The organism is Amycolatopsis sp. NPDC059027 (assembly GCF_042739735.1).
Classification (GTDB): domain Bacteria; phylum Actinomycetota; class Actinomycetes; order Mycobacteriales; family Pseudonocardiaceae; genus Amycolatopsis.
Window position 1 is genome coordinate 172,329 of sequence record NZ_JBHYIK010000002.1, and the last position, 17,581, is coordinate 189,909.

Sequence of the window (17,581 nt, forward strand, 5' to 3'; positions counted from 1 at the left end):
GTGGTTGTTTCCGGTGCTGGTGGGCGTTTGGGTGGCTATGGTAGTGGCCAGAACTCCGGTGGTGGTGGGTCCACCCAGTTGCCGCCGGAGTTGCAGAAGTTCTTCAAGGTCACCTGCGGCTTGACCTGGCCAGAGGGTAACGATCAGGGCTTGTGGGCGATGGCGGCCGCCTGGAAGAAGTTCGCCGACGACCTGGCGGAGCGAATCGCCGAGCTCAAAGGCCTGCTGTCCCGGATGCCTGATGCGATGCGCGGCAAGACAGCCGATTCGAACAGGGAGTGGCTCAAAGGCCAGATCCAATCTCTTGAGGAGACCGAGGAAAGGGCCCGCAAGTACTCGAGCGCCTGCCGGAACGCCGGTGCGGACATCGAGAAGGGCAAGGTGATGCTGATCATCATGGCCCTCATGTTCTTCGCCATGATCATGGCGCTTCTCTGGACCATTTTCACCGCCTTTCTCGCGCCCGCCGCCATCGCGGGAGCGAGGGCGACCCTGGGGCAAATCCTGCTGGCGATCCTGAAGAACGTCATAATTTCGGCAGCCAAGTACGCGGTGGGCAACGCCGCGTTCATGGAGTTTCTCGATGTCAGCATTCAGGGCATTCAGAAGCTGCAGGGTGAGCACAGTGATTTCGGTGGCCGCGACGATTGGGACACGGACTCGCTGAAGAACTCCGCTATCGCCGGTGCGATAGGTGGTGCCGGTTTCGGCGCCGTTCGTGGTGGGGCCAAGGGTCTCGCGAAGGGCCTTTTCGGGGGTGGTGGGAAGGGCGCAGCCGGGGGTGGGAAGGGCACGCTGGGCGAGAAGGGCGGTCCCGGCGGGAAGACGATCGAGGAGAAACCTCTGATCAGCGAGAAGGGTGGCTCCGGAGAGGGTGGTTCGGGCGGGAAGGGCTCGGCCAAGGAGGAGGGCGGGTCCGGCGGGAAGGGCTCGGCGAAAGAGGAGGGCGGGCCCGGTGGAAAGGGTTCGGCCAAGGAGGAGGGCGGTTCTGGCGGAAAGGGCTCGGCCAAGGAAGAGGGCGGGTCCGGCGAGAAGGGCTCGACCAACGAAAAGGGCGGGTCCGGCGAAAAGGGCGGGTCCAACGAGAAGGGGCCCGAGTCGTCACTTCTGTGGCAAGGCGGGTACGTCGGTGCTCAGCTCGGCATGGCCGTGGGGGTCAACTGGGTGATGAACCAGCTGAACGGCAGCCACGAGCCGCTCTGGGCCGGGATGCTCGGCGCCGCCGGGCCGTACCACACGACCAGGGGATGGTCGGCGAAGCTGGACGCCAGCGGCGAAAAGCTCCTCGACAAGCTCGGCACCGGGTTGGGCTCGCCGTTCAAGCGGCTCGGATTCGGTGATGCCGGTGATCGGCGTTCGGACGCAGGCGGATCGCTGGGCGACGTCGCCAAGGACAGCGGTTCGCCGGACAGCCACAACTCTTCCGGTAAGGGTTCTTCTGGCGAGGGTTCGTCGGGTGATCGCAATTCTTCCGGCAAGGGTATTTCCGAGAAGGATTCGCCGAGTGGCCGCAATTCTTCCGATGAGGGATCTTCGGTCAAGGACTCGTCGAACAACCGTAATTCTTCCGATGAGGGCTCTGCTGGCAAGGATTCCTCGGGTCGACGCGATTCCACCAGTGAGCATTCTTCCGACGGCGATTCGTCGCGTCGGTCCAGCATTTTCAGTGAGGACTCACCCAACAGTGAGTCGAGCCGCCGTACTTCCATCAGCGAGGGTTCGTCCGACAACGGCTCGGTGCACAAGCAGGACGTCAACACCGGGAAATCGCCGCTGGGTGCCATCTTCACCCAGGACAAGCAGCCGTCCGTCGTCACCAGTTCCGATGGGCACCGTGGCGGCTCCGAGGGGCAGCGCGGTAGTTCCGAGGGGCCCGCGGGCAGGTCGGCTGATCAGGTCAAGACGTCGGTCTCGCCGGAGTCGCCCGCGGCGTCCAAGGCGACCACCGACTTCATCAAGGGAACCTCGGACGGCAAGGTCGAGCACCCGGCGAACGTGCAGGTTTCGCCCCAGGGCGGCGAGCACCGGGTGGCGCCGCAGGGCGAGCCGAACACCCCGTCGCGCGATCCGCAGTCGAATCAGCGGTCGAACATCCAGGATCCGAATGGTCCGAACCCGGCTCAGCGGGAGCCGTCACAGGCGGGGCCGAACACCCAGTCCCGGTCCGGCGCGCCGCAGCCCGGCACGTCGAAGCTGAACACCAGCTCGGAGGGACCGCGCTCGGAGGCGCCGCCGCCCGCTGCCAAGCAGCCGGACACGGTCGGGCGTGGCCCGCAGACCAACACGCATTCCCAGCCCGAGACGCGGCAGACCGCTGCCGCCGGTGCCGGCCCCGGCGAGGCGCGGCCCAACTCCCCCACGCCGCCTGATCCTTCTCGGCAGCCGCGCGCGGATCGGCTGGACCCGCCCGCCGACGCGGATGTCCGGCGGCCGAAGGACGAGGTGGCCGGTCCGAAGCCGGTGGAGGAGTCGCGGCCGGAGGCTCGCAAACCGGTGAGTCCGGTGCGGGACGAATCCGGTCCGGCGCCGCGTACCGACAAGTCCGCGGCCGATGTTCGCCACGATGGCTCGGAGCCCGCTCGCGACGTCCGTACGCACGATCAGGGACCTCGGTCGGACAAGTCGCTGTCCGACAAGCCGTTGGCGGACAAGGCTCCGGCGGACAAGCCGTTGGCGGACAAGGCTCCGGCGGACAAGCCGTTGGCGGACAAGCCGGGCGACCTCGCCGCGTCGGACAAGCCGGGTGCCAAGGGAGAACCGCCGAGGACTCGGGACGGCGGTCCGGCTTCCGACGCGGGCAGCGCCAAGCACGATTCCGGCACCGCGCGTCCGTCCACGGAGAGCGGGGAAGCGGGCAAGAACGGGCAGCGGTCGCCTGGTGGGCCGGAGGCGCCCTCGCGGCCGGGGACGAGCAGCCCCGGCCCGCACACCCCGGGTTCACGCGCCGACGGTGCGGGGGAGGCGAAGCACCGCGGCCGGAACGAGGAGCACGGTCCGCACCACAAACAGGACCAGCCAGGCGGCCTGGTGCCGGTGATGGCCGATCCCGACCACGCACGGGTGCCGGACCGGCCGGGCTTCTCGAACGATCCGGGCGGCCTTGGCGGTGGCTCGCACTCGGGGACCATCGGCGGGGTGCCGTGGAAGCGCGAGGACAGCGGCTGGCACGTCACCGAGCGGGGCGGTTCGTTCAGTCACGGGACGGACGGCGCGGGCAAGCGGTTCACCGCCGACCTGCCCTCGGGCACGAAGATCAAGATCGATGGCAAGGGCGAGCCCAAGATCCTCGAGCTGCCCGACGGGAGGAGTTACGACCGCGGGCCGGACGGGAACTGGTCGCGCCTGCGTGAGCACCGGGACAACGAGCTGGTCGTCAGGAAGCTGTTCCTGCCCAAGCGGATCAAGCTTGCCGACGAGACACACGCCTGGCTGCTTCCGGGGACCGAGGAGGTCCGGGATGTGCAGGCCGAGCAAGGCGGAAAAGCGGTCCTGTACCGGAACTCGGATGGTTCCCGCATTTACACGCTCGACTCCGATGGGAAGTGGGTGCGTCCGGTGGACCCCGCTTCGCGGGTCTCCATCGACGCCTGGCTGGCGGCCGCGAACATGCGGCATGAAACGGCCGGGAAGATGCACGACCTCGCCGACCGGTACAACCATCCCGACCCACGTCAACGGCTGGACAACACGACCTGGAAGCAGGTGCGGGAAATGGTCCGGTCGGACAACCCGGACGAGGCCTTCGCGGGGACGTACGAGGCGATTCGCAAGAGCAGCAAAAAGTGGATGCGGTGGACCCAGGTGGAAGCGGCCAGGGTGCTCATCGAACACAACGTCAATATGCTGGCCGGTGAGGGTAAGACGTTGATGTTCGCGTTCGCCGCCATCAGGGAGGCGTTCAACCCGGACTGGGCCGGGGTCCATCTCGCCACCAGCAACAATTTTCTCGCGAAGCGGGAGCACAGAGGCCATCGGAAGCTCCTCGGCAATCTGGACATCAAGCAACACTGGATCAGTTCGGACAGGCTGCCGCCGGAGGCGAACAAGGGCGAGCCGACGATCTTCGTCGGTTCCCTGGACGAGGTCTCCCACCACCTCAACAAGACGGGCGGTCCCAGGGACGGCAGGCTGCCGGGGCAGGCGCACGATCAGTCGACGGTGCCCAGGCTGTTCATGGACGAGGGTGACAGCTTGTTCCTGTCGCCTCCCCAGTGGATCCTGAACATGCTGGGGGCCAAGGAAGCCACTCCTGAGGTCAAGGGGATGGTCGAGCAGGCCAAGAAGTTCCTCGACGACCACCTGTCCACCGCGGAACACTCCGATGACCGGCTCACCAAGCGGGACTTCGGCCACCGGGACGACAAGACTCCCGTGCGGTCCGCGCTCACGCCGGAAGGGCTGGCCAAGGCCAACAAGCTGGCCGGCAGGACACTGAGTGGCGAAGAGGTGCGCCGGATCAACCTGGCCGCGGCTGTGAAGCTGGGTGATATCAAGGAAAACGAACACTTCCTGGTCAGCTGGCGAAGGGGAAAGATCGTCATCATCAACCGGAGTTCCGGCGACATTTTGATCGATCCGAAAAAGGGTAACGAAAGTCGTTGGAACAACGGGCTCGCGCAGGCGGTCGAGGCGGAGTACGGCCTGCGGATCCGGGCCGACTCGACTAACGAGAACAGTAGGACGATCACACTCGAGCAGGTCCTCGCTCGCTATGGGAAGGTCACCCTCGCGTCCGGCACCATGCGGGGAATGGGGCCGCACCTCAAGGCCGTCGGCCTTTCCGATCATGTAGAGTTCATCCCGCCTTATTACGAGGACCGGCTGCGGGAGAACACGCACGTGTTCAGCAGTGCCGACCGGGAAAGTCAATTCAAGCTGATCAACGAGAGCATCCACAGAAATCTCGAAGACGGCCGAGACGTGCAGATCGTTGTGAACAACAACGCGCATGCCGCGAAGATCTCCGAGTTCATCATGAACAATCCCATCGGCGGTAAGACCGTCGAGCACCCGGTCGCCGACGCGCGTTGGCTGGACGATCAGAGAAAAAGGCGTTACGAGAATCTTGAGACAACCGGCGAGAAGCAGTTCGGGAAGAATTTCCGTGTTCTCGTCGGGAACGACATAACCGGGCGTGGCCTCAACCCTGGCGGGAAAGATCTGACCATGATCATGGTGGATCCGTCCGATGTGCACCCCAATGTCACCGAGCAAAGGGCTCGCCGGACGCTGCGCAACGGCGCGGAGCGCGGTCGCGTCGAGATCTACATGGTGCCGGAGAGCGAGGCGGTCAAGCACTCGGGCATTCCCGACGCGCAGGTCAGCATTATCAAGTACGCCGATTCGGGGAACGGACTGCGTGATCTGTTCGACAGGATCGAAAAGGCGACCGCCGCTCGCTTCGATCTGAGTAGGCTGGGTGACCCCTCACGCGTCCACGGCGACAACGAAGCCACCCCTGGCAACGACGACCACGACCGCAGCGGCGACACCCGCGGTCTGGACAACGACACCCTCGACCGGAAGGACGACGCTCCTCGGCGCGACCACGGTGATTCCGAGTCTGACCACGACACGCGAGGCCGCGATGAGCGGACCCCGTCGAACGACAACCAGCCCGGCGAGGACACCTCCCGTGACGAGCAGGCCCCCGGGCACCGGTCGGACGAGCCGCGGCGGCATGAGTCCGATGAGGACAGGACGAGCTGGCCGCGGGTGGCCGACCCGGAGCACCTGCGGCGGATCCAAAGCGGGATCGACGAGGTCCTGGAGTACGACGAACCCTGGAATTCGGCGTCGAGGCCGCCCGCCTCGATCGAGCAGGCCCGCGCGGCCTACGAGCACTGGCTGAACGCCGACGGGCACAAGGGCTACACCGGCGACCCCGCCTTCAACGCGGCCTATCACGCCGTGCGGAACGGCCTTCTGCCCCCGCACACCCCGGCACCGGCCGGCGAGGACGCGACCAAGTCGTCCCCGGCCCCCGCGCCACACGACAACACATCCGACAAAGCGAAGGCCGCCGACCCGGAGCACCTGGCGCGGATCCGCCGCGAGATCACCGAGATCATGGAGCTCGAACACCCCGGGCAGGTGGCGCCGAAGGGGGCCGCCCTGGACGAGCTGGCTCACGCGGCCCACGAGCACTGGCTGAACGCGGACGGGCCGAACCGCGTGAACACCGGCGACCCCGCCTTCGACGCGGCGTACCACGCCATGACGAACGGCCTGCTGACCCCGAACACCCCGGCACCGGCGTCCCACGAGACGGATTCGCGCGCCTGGGACGAGGACCGGAAGCGTGACTTCCTCGAGCACGGTGTCGAGTTCGCGCGCGCGGAAATGGAGAGGCTCAAGAAGACCCCTGTGCAACGCGCCGAAGTGCTGAAGGCGTTCGACGATTGGCAGGCGCTCGAACGTTCGTGGCCGCGCGACACGATGCATCTCGCCAACGAGGTCGCCCAGGTGGGCGTGCATCCCGAGGGCCGCATCGTAACGGCGCCCGGTGGCGCGATCGGGGTCGAGTCGGAGGTCGGCGAAGCTCAGGTGACCGGCCCCGTGCTCGTCAACGGCCGGCACGTGAAGCTCATCACCGACGAGCTCACGGGGGGCCAGCTGATTCCCGAGATGGTCAGCGAGCCGGTGGGCGTGCTGCGTGGGGAGCAGGGCCGGCCGGACGCTGCCAAGGTCTGGGGCGAGCTCGACCGCACCCTGCGTTCGCTGCGCGATGCCCGCCCCGACCAGACCATCGCGGGCCTGTTCGGGAACAAGGACGGGTTCACCGTCGGCAAGGGCGAACTCACCCGGGTGAAGCTGCAGGATCTGGGGCTGGAACAGCTCGCGACGCAGCTGACCGTCGGGGTGTCGCACTTCGGTCTGCGGAGCTTCCTGAAGGAAGTTGCCGCCGACGCGCGGGCGGAAGGGGTGCCGGCGGACGCGCTGGAGGCCCGATTCCTCAATCAGGCACTGTCGTTCGGTGAAAGGATCGCCGGCGAGTTCCGCGAGCATGTCGGCTCCGACGGTCCTGTCGGATCGCACGCCGTGTGGGACGAGGGGCTGGCGGCCGATACGACGGCGATGGCGGGGTACGCGGCACTGGTCTACACACAGGCCGCGGCCGCCGCACCGACCTGGGGAAAGTTCGACGGCGCCCTGAGGAAGAACTTCACGATGGCGCTGTCGCGCATGCCGATGTCCGTCGTGCGAGGCGGGTTGCCCCGACGCGTCCAGCACTACCTGAAGAACAACGCCGAGGAGCTCACCGCCGCCTTCGAACGCACGCTCCGGGACAGGAACCAGGACCTTGTCCGCGAAGACAAGCTCCCTGAGCACGCCCTCGACCAGAAGCTGCGCGGGGGGAGGAGCCCGTTCTCCACGCGTGACTACCTGCGTCAGGCCTGGCAGCCTCTGCGGCCGGGTGAGAGGCTCGTGCCGCAGTCGGACGCGGTCGGCACGATGAAGACCGAGCTCAAGGAGCTGGACGCGCACGGCGACCGGGCGCAGCTGCCCCTCGGCGCCTACGAACTGCGATACCCGCGCAACAAGCTCGGCGCCAAGGGATTCGCCTCGGCGTACAAGCACTTCCAGCAGTGGACGGAAAACAGCCGCCGGATCGACGACGAGGCGTGGAAGGCGGCGGCGGCGTCGCGGGCCAGCGAGAACGGTCCGGATCCGGTGCTGAGCGTGCCATCGGCGCTGCGGGACACAGATCCGGCCTGGCTCGCCGACGAGCCGCGGCCCGATCCCCTTTCCGTGACATTCAAGAACAACAAGAACAACAAGTTCGAAGTGGCCGATCCGGGCAAGCTCGCGAACTTCGCCGAGGAGGTCCTGGACCAGGCGGCGGCCGTCGTGAAGGCGGGTGGCGACGGCCTGGTCGTCCACGTCGAAGGCGGTGGCAATGGTGGCCTGCGCAGCAGGGGCGCGGAGGCGTCCGGGCGCGAGCGCGCCCAGGTTGTCGCGGACCTTCTCGATCGGCGGCTGGGGCGATCGGCGCCGGTGCGGGTGGTGCCGTCCTCGCGTGGTGAGGGACCGGGCCGTTCGCCGCGATGGGCGCCCACGAGCGCGGAGGACCGCCGCCAGGTGCGTGTCTGGGTCGAGCCGGTGGCTTTGGCTCGACCGGGCATAGCCGGGCGTGGCCACACGCTCAGCGACGAAGCGTTGGACGCGGCGGTACTGCGGCCGTATGTGTGGGCCGCCATGGAGCAACAGCCGGGCGTTGGCGGGCAGCTGCGCGAGGATCGGCTGCCGGACAATGGGCAGGTGCTGCGGGCGCTGCAGGATCTGGACCGTGCGGGCGGACGCCCTGGCGATCGGAAGGGGGTGGTGGACGCCCTCGCGCAGCGGTTCGCGCAGCAGACCAGGCAGGGGCCGCGCCGATACCGCGAGGCGCCGCCCGAGACCCTCAACGAGTTCGAGCGTGCGGAGATCGTCTCCGAACTGCGCAGGAATCATCAGCGGCCGTCCCGGGAACGGGCCGACGAGGTATACGCCGAATATCTGCGCTATCGGCCCGCGAATCGCCCGGTTCCCGCCCAGGCTCGTCCGTTCGCCGTCGACGTGGCCACGATCGGGCTGTCGAAGGGAAAGCGGCTACCGGAGCCGGTCGGACACGGACGGCCGACCGAATCTCCTGCCACGGAAGCGGAGTTCGCCGGGACGTCGCGTTCCGCCCCGGGTGACCGTCTCGATATCTCGCGGGCCGTGTCGACCCAGCGCGGCACGGATTCCCTGGCGACTTGGGCGGGGAAGCAGCGCGCACTCGGCAGCGCCGCGGATGGCGCGTTCGACGCGGTGCTGTCCGGTGGGCGGCATCCGCTGACCGACCAGCAGCGTGAGCAGCTGGTCGAAGCGGCGCGGCCCAGCCCGGTCCCGATGGTGTTCACCGCGGCGATCCGCGCTGGAGCGCTGGACCGGGCGACGGGCGTTGTCGGCGACGGTCTGCTCGTCACCCCCACCGGCCCGGGAGCGGCTCGCTCTTCCGGGGGCGCCGTGCGCGTGGTGGCCGAGGCGGGGACACCGCTGGTGGCGCGAGTCGGCGAGGGCGGTGTGCAGTACGTGTTGCCGCCGGGTACGAGGCTGACGCCGGGCGGTGACGGCTATCGGGTGGTGTCGGAGTCGACGCCCGATACCCACGGCGTGGGGAACCAGTCCGAACCGGTCTCGCGCGAGGCAGTGCCTGCTCCTCGGGACGAGGTGAACGGGGGTGAACGGCTTACCACCGCGCAACCCAACGCTCCGCCTGCCGGTGTCACCGAACCACGCGCGGACCTGCGAGCGTCCGGCGATGGTACGAACGAACATCCCCTGGCGGCCTTGGCGAACACTCCGCTCGGGCGTGGGGCGGCGATGTTCCGCCTGCTCGGCGATCGGCCATCGAAACGGCTGCGGCTGAGTGAGGACGACTCGCCGGTGACCACGCAGTGGCCCGAAGACGATGATATTCCCAACACCACGCAGTGGCCCGAGAGCGCTGACGAGGTTCCCGGCTCGCAGCGGCCGGAGGACGAGGACTGGGCAAGGTCGGAACAATACCGGCTGCTGGCGTCGCAAGGGGACCGGACAAACCTCCTCAGTGGGGTCGACCATCGTGGCAGGACCTACTTCTTCCAGCCCGACGACGTTGTCGTCCACGAACTCCACGACTCGAAAAGCAAGGTGATGGGGTTCGCCTTCATGGCGGACGCGGAAGACCTGAACGATGCCAAGGAATGGGCGAAGAGCACCGATAAGCACGACTACTACATTCAGGTGGCCAAGGAGCACAGCCACCCGGACCCCTATACCGGCTCTGTCGACCTGACCGACGTCCTTTTCAACCGGTTGTACAAGGCTTTCCGTCCATCTTGGAGTAAGAGTTACGAAAAGGGTGGCATAGGTACGCTTTTCTCCGTGACGCATGGCACGCCGACCGGGTACGAAACCGTGTTGCGGGGTGGCACCGAACTCAGTGTTGTTCCTGAGAGCTATATTCGGGTCCTCAGAGAGAACTCGAGGACGCGAAACATGATCGCTGCCTATCGCGACGGTGATGTGAGTCTGGTGTCCTGCCAAACCCCCGACTCCGGCGAACTCGACGGCGACGGACGAAACGCCGATGTGGCGACGCGGAGCATGCGGGCCGCCGCCGCGCTGATGGAGAGTCCGGAGTTCACCGGCCGAGTGCATGCCCCGACCCAGATGGTGGCGCTTCGTGCGATTCAGCACCCCCGTGAACCGGACACATTTTTGCCGGTGCACGCGGTGCTGGATGGTGGCAAGTATGTGACGTATACGAGGAAGAGTGCGGAAAGCGGGCTGCCGTCGAGCGCTCGTGGTCCCGATGAGCGCACCTCCGCGGGTGCTGAACTGTCGTCCGCGGGGCGCGACGGTCCCGTTCTTCTGCGACCGCTCCGTCAGCGGCCACGTCCGCCGGTCGTCGAGCGACGGAACGAAGACACGGACGCAACGGACGCGGGAGGTCTGCCGGAAGAAGCCGCGGGCCAGGGCGACCGCGGGACTTTTACGGAAGTTCGGGAAGACGACGCGATTCACGATGAAGTGGAATCGCCGCTACCCGGCGCTCAGTTGCCGGAGGACGAGTGGCTCGACGGTCCACAGTGGGGGAATCCGGAAGCCCGAACGGACCCGGACTTCATTGATGCCTTGACGACCGCGGGGGCACGCAGGTGGGTTTGGGGAGCGCTGGAGCGAAACGCCGACGTGGTGAACGGTCTGCGATGGATGGACCACCATGGCGGACTGAGCGGGCACTCCATTGTTCGAGACGCCCTGCGTGATTTCGACCGTGTCGGGCCCCGGGAGCAGGAACGCTCGAACAGCACGGTTACCGCGGAAGGCTTCCTGAGCGAGCTGCGTGACGATCCCGACTTCGTCAATGCCTTGAGGTGGCTGGATGGCAGGGGACTGCTGGGCGACCACCTGTCCATTCAGTACTTCCTGCTGGAACATCTCGACGATCTTCTGTCGGAGCAGGATCGCGCTCGTGCCTTGGATGACAATGTCTCGCCGGACTTCCTGCTGAACTCGCTGGATAGCCACAGCGATCTGCTGAACACCATGCGCCGGATCGACAGGAGCTGGGACGGCGCTGCATTTCGTAATAGCGTCATAGAAGCGATCGAGAATCCAAATGGTGGCCAACGCAATCCGTATGCCGATTTCGGTGGTATGCCTCGGCGGAGGACAGCCGAGCCTCGTGCCGAATCGGATGAGTCGCGCGAGCGGTTCGAGGCGGATCTGGCGAGGTGGGAACGGCAGGAGGAGGCGGAGTGGCAGGCGCGGAACCGGCAGGTCCAGCAGGATCGGGAGTCCGGGCGGCTGAACGACGCCGACTACCGGCAGAGGCTGGCTGAACTGGAGCGGTCCCGTGGCGAACTGCGCGACGCGCGGCGGGACGAGTGGACGAGGAACTGGTGGGTCCACGAGCAGGAGCGTGGCCTGGGACGGACCTGGCGTGCCTCGTCGCAGCAGGCCGCGTTGGAGAATCTGGGTGATCAGCCGGACGCGTCGCCGCCCCCGCCGGGCTATGACGCACCGGCGAGTGAGTGGAGGTCGCCCGATGCTCCGGCGCCGCGTTATCGGCCGTCGGCCACGCGCGCGCCGAGGTTGGTGCGGACCGAAGAGCACCTGAACCAGGATGCCGGGCCGAGTGCCGAAGTCCCGTCAGTTGATCCGGCTTGGTTCAAGGATTCGTACAAAAAGGGCGACCTCATCGATTTCGATGTCTTCGCCGACAAGGAAGCTCGGGAAGCATTTACCGAGAAATTCGTTCCGATACTGCCTGCCATCAACCGCGATGCTTACGAACGCGGCGATCCCGGGCATGACACGAACTGCGCGGATGCCACCTTCCAGCTCGCGCGTGCCTTGGACAACCCGGCGCTCGCGGCGAAGCATCCCGAACTGTTTCGGGCGCTGCCGAGTGATCCGGTGCACAAAAACGACCTCGCGAACTCGCTGGGTGGCGGGGAATGGCGTGACGTTCCTGGTGGGCGTGCCGAGTTCGCCGAGAAGGTCCGGGCTCTGGCGGCCGGCAAGTACGGCAAGGTGTTCGAGAAGTTCGATTCCGGGGCGGGGCATTTCCTCACTGGATGGCATGCGAAGCTGGGTGATGGCTGGGACGCTCCGGTGCTGCTGGACCCGGGGCGGGGAGACGTCGGGTCCCTTGCGCGGGCGCGTACCGCACTCGAGTTCTTGGACAAGGCCTTCCCGGATCTCACCGAACGGCCCGTGAACACCCTGGGGACCATCGACACCAGTCATGCTGAACTGCGTGAGTTCGGTGCCGCGGATGGGGTCGGTGAGAACCTTCCCGACAGCGACGCTGACATGGGATATGTGACCGCCAACGCGAAGAGGGTGATCGATGACTACCTGAAGCTGGTCGAGGATGTGACCGGCAAGAAGTCGGCGGTAGGCAATCTGTTGGCGAAATGGCTGAACAGGAAGCCTGCGGATATGGACGACCTCGAAAAGGGTGCGGCTCGGTTGCTCGTTCGCGCGCACGGTGGGGAGACCCATCCGGCGGACGCTGGGCAGGTGGCGCTGGCGAAGCACATTCTCAAGGGGATGGAGCAGGAGAAGGTCACTTGGAACGCGACTGGAAATTCCTCCGAAGACGCGTGGAAAACGCTCAAGAGCACGGTCTTGTTCGGTACGGAGTTCACTTTCAAGAACAAGAAGATCGAAGGCCTGAATGTCAGTCGTCAGGTAAAGAACAAGGAAGAGAACAAGGCTCAGCAAGGTATCGCGCAAGAGGCGGCGCGGTTGATCAACGGCTGGGCCGAGCGTGTGCAGCAAGATGCCCGCGAACTCCGGGATCAGGGCATCGAGCTCAAGGTGACGGATGTCGGTAGCCCCAATAGTTTTGTCACGAAGGAGTTCACGTACACGAAGGGCGGCGAGTCCTGGTGGTGGCGTCTGGGGGTTGACGACGGCTGCCTCGAGACGCAGACGAAGCCGTCCACCGCAGCCACTTTCGAGCATGGCTGGATCGCCGGCACGATTGTCGACAACCACATCTTCAAGTACGCCAATGAGGTGGGACTCAAGGTCGACAAGTCGATCTCCGGTGGTGACGGTCATATTTCCGTCGATTCGGAGACGGCGTTCGGTGGTAGTACGGAACTGTTCCTGGCTACGCTCAGGAGCCTCCAGGAAAATAACGACGAGTGGACGGGCAGGCTGAGGAGCCGGGAAGGTGAAAAAGACTCGACGAACTCCCCGTGGCTGAGCGACCTGGTCCTGCCGGACGATCAGGGCGGTGGCGGCGCGCTGAATCAGTTCACTGCGAGAATCGATGAATTGATCAAGGACGCACGCGACGGCAGCGTCGACACACCGGATGCGACCGGCAGGCTCAACGAGTTCAACGCGAAGTTGAAGAACCCCGCGATCGAGAACCTCGATGGCAAGGATCCCATCAGGGAGACCGTCAACAGCCGTCCCGCTCATTATCGGGCCGTGAATATCGAGCACATGATCGATCCTGACCCGAGCCTGCGCAGGCTGGAGTTGCGGGACATCGCAGCGCAGAGCAGTCGTGCGGAACTGCAGGATCACTTCCGGTACATCCTGAGCCGAATCCAGGAAGTCCGTGCCGAAGTTCGCGCCGAGCAGCAGCAGCGTATCCACGACGTCTTGGCGCGCAAGGGCGCACCGAGGGCGGCGAATGTCGCTCCTGTGGCCGGTGACCACCAAGTACGAGGCGAGCGTGCGGAGCAGGACGGTATGCCGTCGAACTCCGCGGCCATCGAGCCCTCGCGCTCGTCGGACGGTTCGGATGCGGTGCAGGCGGCGCGAGCGCATTTGGCGGCCCTGCATGGAGACCCTCGGAAGTGGCAGTTCGCCAGCGACATCGTGACGGATACCTTCACGGGGAAGCGCGGTGATGGTGGCCGGGTCACGGTGGGCCGGGAGCGTTTGGAGACCCTGGTTTCGGATGTCAAGAAGTTCTATGACATCACCACCGATTTGCGCGACCGTGAGCCCCCGCGTGGCGCGGTGAAGCTCTATCGGGCGGTGATGACGGGGCCGGAAACAGGGAACGGATCCGCGTTCGTCGAACGGCTTCCGTCGTCTGCTTCGCACTCCCTGGAATTCGTGCGTAGCTGGGCCGAGGGGCACAGCGGTGGCCTGCGGAACTACCGGATCATGGAGATCAGCGTTCCGCAGGGGCACCGGATGATGTCGTTGGCCTTCCCGCCAGGGCACGAGTTGCGGGCAGGTGATCCGCCGGAGGTCAATCGTGCTCAGCACGAGGTGGTGCTGGCGCCGACCGTATTGCACGAGACCGGCCGGCGAACCGAGGACGGCGCCGAGATCGTTTCGGTCGATGCGCGCGAGCTGTCGTTCGAGGACGCGGTCGAGCTGATCCGGGATCAGTCCTCGGAGATGAATCTTCGGGAGGCGTTCGAGCACTTCACGACGTTCTACGCGGATGGCCGGCTGCAGCGGGCGTATCCCGAGGATCTGCGTGACGCGGTGGTGACACCGTCCTGGTCGGAGGACGGGCGGGAGTACACGGCAACGGTCACGCGGCCGGGGTCGGCCGACACGCTCACCGTCACCGTCCGGCACCTCCAGCAGGCTGAAGACGGCCGGCCCGACGAACGAGTGCAGGTGCGGCTTCGTCCCAGCGACGACCCGGACTTCGAAACCATTCTCAACTATCGTGTCAACGACCTGAACGGAATCGGTCCGTACCTGCGTGGGCAGGAGCTGCAGCGGCACGATGCTTTCGTGCCGCCTCAGCCGACAGCGTGGTACGAGATGCCCGTACGCGACGAGCAGGCCGGTCACGATGCCGCGACTGCTGACCCGACCGACTTCGGCGGTGCGTATCGGCCCGAAAGCGAACAGGACGGTTCGGCACGGCAGGGGAATGACCGGCTGACGCATGATGACGGCGCTCCCCGGTCTGACCGGGTACATATCTCGCGGGGATCGAAAGCGCTGCGGAGCCTGAAGTCGTTCTTGCGTTCAGAGGACGAGTCGAACCCGGTGGTCGAAGGCCGTCGGCAGTCCGACGGCAAGCTGGTCAAGCTGGATCCACAGGAGATCCTCAGCTACCCGATCAGGAACAGGAGTGGCCAGGAAATCGGCGCCACCTACCTGACTTCGGAGCGGGATCGTGAGAAATCACAGCGTTTCTTCGCCAGCACGGATCGGCACGACAAGCTGCTCCGGACGCTGCCGGGAGAGCCCGCGGGGTGGGCGGCCAAGAACCAGCAGGTGGAACCGACCGGTGCGCTGGTCGATGCGCCGTGGCATGAGGACTACCGGGCGACCGTCGATTCCGCGGCGGTGAAGCCGGGTGAGGTGGCGACTGACGGTCCTGTTTTCGCCGAAGGCCACAGCGACGAGGGCGACTTGTTCCCGGTGGGGACGAAGTCCGACGGGATAGTCGACCTCGACGGCCCGAACTTCGGCAAAGCCGTGGGATTCGGCGAGATCTTCCAGCGGAACCTCCAGGCTCGGCCGGGTGCGTCGCTCGTGCTGGCCGTGTGCGACGTCGGCGAAAGTCCGGGCGGGCGCAAATTCGACCGGGTGTTGCGCGACCTGTTCGGTTTCCCGAACAAGATTCACATGCCGCGCGGATTGCTGGATTTCGATCTGCTGAAGAATCCCGAGGTCTACTTCGCATCGGTCCGCCGGAACAAAGGTATCGCGACGAGTGTGCCCGGCAGGTTCAGCCGGAGGCGGGTCAGCGGCCGGTACGGCGATGGAGAACTCGCGTCGGCGGCGTGGCGCTCGGCGGATGCCTACAACCGTCGGGTCGCGGCGGAGAAGAAGGCGGCCGGCGAGGGGCTGGCGCACGGCGATTCGGAGGGACCTGCTCGTTCTGCCGAGGAGTACCTGCGGCGGGTCCGGCCCCAGTCGAAGTTCTTCAAGGGCCTGAAATCGTTCTTGCGTCAAGACGGGAAGGGCTATCCCGATTCGGTTATCGTGGGTCAGTACGGCGATGGCGATACGGGTAAGCGAGCGGAACTCGGGGTAGGGGAGATCTGGTCCGCCCCGATCAAGAACAAGAGTGGCGAGATCATCGGCGTCACTTTCGATCTCCCGGGCCGGGAGAAGATCTTCGAGCATTACGCGAGTACTGATCGGCACGACAAGCTGATTCGCGTCCTGCCGGGTCAAGGGGCCTTCGATGCTATTGAACATTCAATTATCGAACCGGAGGATGCCGACAAGACCACCGCGATTTGGAGCAAGGACTACCGGACGAGTGAGGACTCGAACCCGACATCGCGAGAGTCCGCGGTTGGTGAGGATTCGACCGCGTCCGGCACCCCGGCCGTCGCAGCCGACGGGCCTATCTTCGCTGATGGGCACGCGCGTCTGCAGAGCCACGTGTACGACATGGACGGTCGCCTCGTTCTGCTGGATCGCCTGAACTTCGCGAAGGCCCTGTGGTTCGACAAGTACTACCAGCTCAACCGGCAAGCTCGGCCGGATGCTTCGACGGTGGCGTCGATGTGCTTCCTTGGCACCGAATTCTACGCACACGAGTTCGAAATAGTCCTCCAGGGGTATTTTGGTTTCCCGAACGAGGTTCATTCGCCTCGTGAGCAGCTGGGTTTGCGCCTTCCTAACACGGGTGGCACGTTCAAAGCTGTTGACAACAACGCGGGTATCGCGACCAGTGACCCCGGCGACCCGGGTCGCAACATCAAGGTCACTGGCCGGTACGAAAGCAGTGAGATCGAGCCCGCAAAAAAGCGTGCTAAACGACTCGGTCGCGTCCTCAAGGATAAGATCGACGAATATATGGCTGTCACCCACCCGCTCCGGGAAATAGTCTGGGAAGAACGCGATCTGCGAAGCGAGATCGTGAGGCTGCGGGCGAAGTCACCGGATGCCGGCTTGGCGCAGCGGCTGCAGAAGCTCGAGCAGCAGGTGGCTGAGCTGTCTGTCAGGAAGTGGAACGAACTCGCGCGTGTCCAGGCTGAGCTGAAACGCCGTGATCTGGAACATCTCAAGGCGCCCGAAAGGCAGCGGGCGGACATGGTCTCGCGGGGGCCGGGCGCTCGGTCCGAACCGTTCTCGGCGAAGCTGAAATCGTTCCTGCACTCACGTCCGCGGGCCACGGAGATCGTCGTCGACGACCACCGGCCTGGCGAAGTTGTCGAGCGTGGTGTGTCCGGCGGTGCTGGGACTGGGTTGGGTGTTGGTTTCGGCCGGGGCCCGGGTGGGCGTCCTATGGAGGTGGCGGAGTCGTGGCGGCTGCGGGCGGGTGAGGCGGGGCGCCGGTTTGCTGGGCGGGTGTCGGATAGCCGGTTTGTGTCGTGGTTGCGTGATGTTCGGGCGTCGCATGAGGTGGGCAAGCTCGACAAGCGGGTGGCGAAGCTGCGTGAGCAGGCCGAGGAGTTGCGGGAGGGCTTGACCGAGTCGGAGCGGGCCGAGCGGGACCGGCTTTATCGCGCGGCTGATGAGCAGGACAAGGTCGCCGGTGCGAAGCAGATTGAGGCTTCGAAGAAGCGGTTCGAACGTCGTGAGCTGGTGGACCGGTGGACAGAAGAGCTTTCGGAAGCCGACGGGGCTCATGGGGTTGAGCACCTGTCGGAACAGCAGCTGA

At 65.8% G+C, this 17,581-nt stretch carries 1 pseudogene (running past one end of the window); it reads left to right on the forward strand.

From position 1 onward, the window contains the following. Positions 1–17,581 (forward strand): annotated as a pseudogene (locus tag ACFWY9_RS02100) (hypothetical protein) (its annotated part continues 32,043 nt past the right edge of the window); the annotation flags it as partial.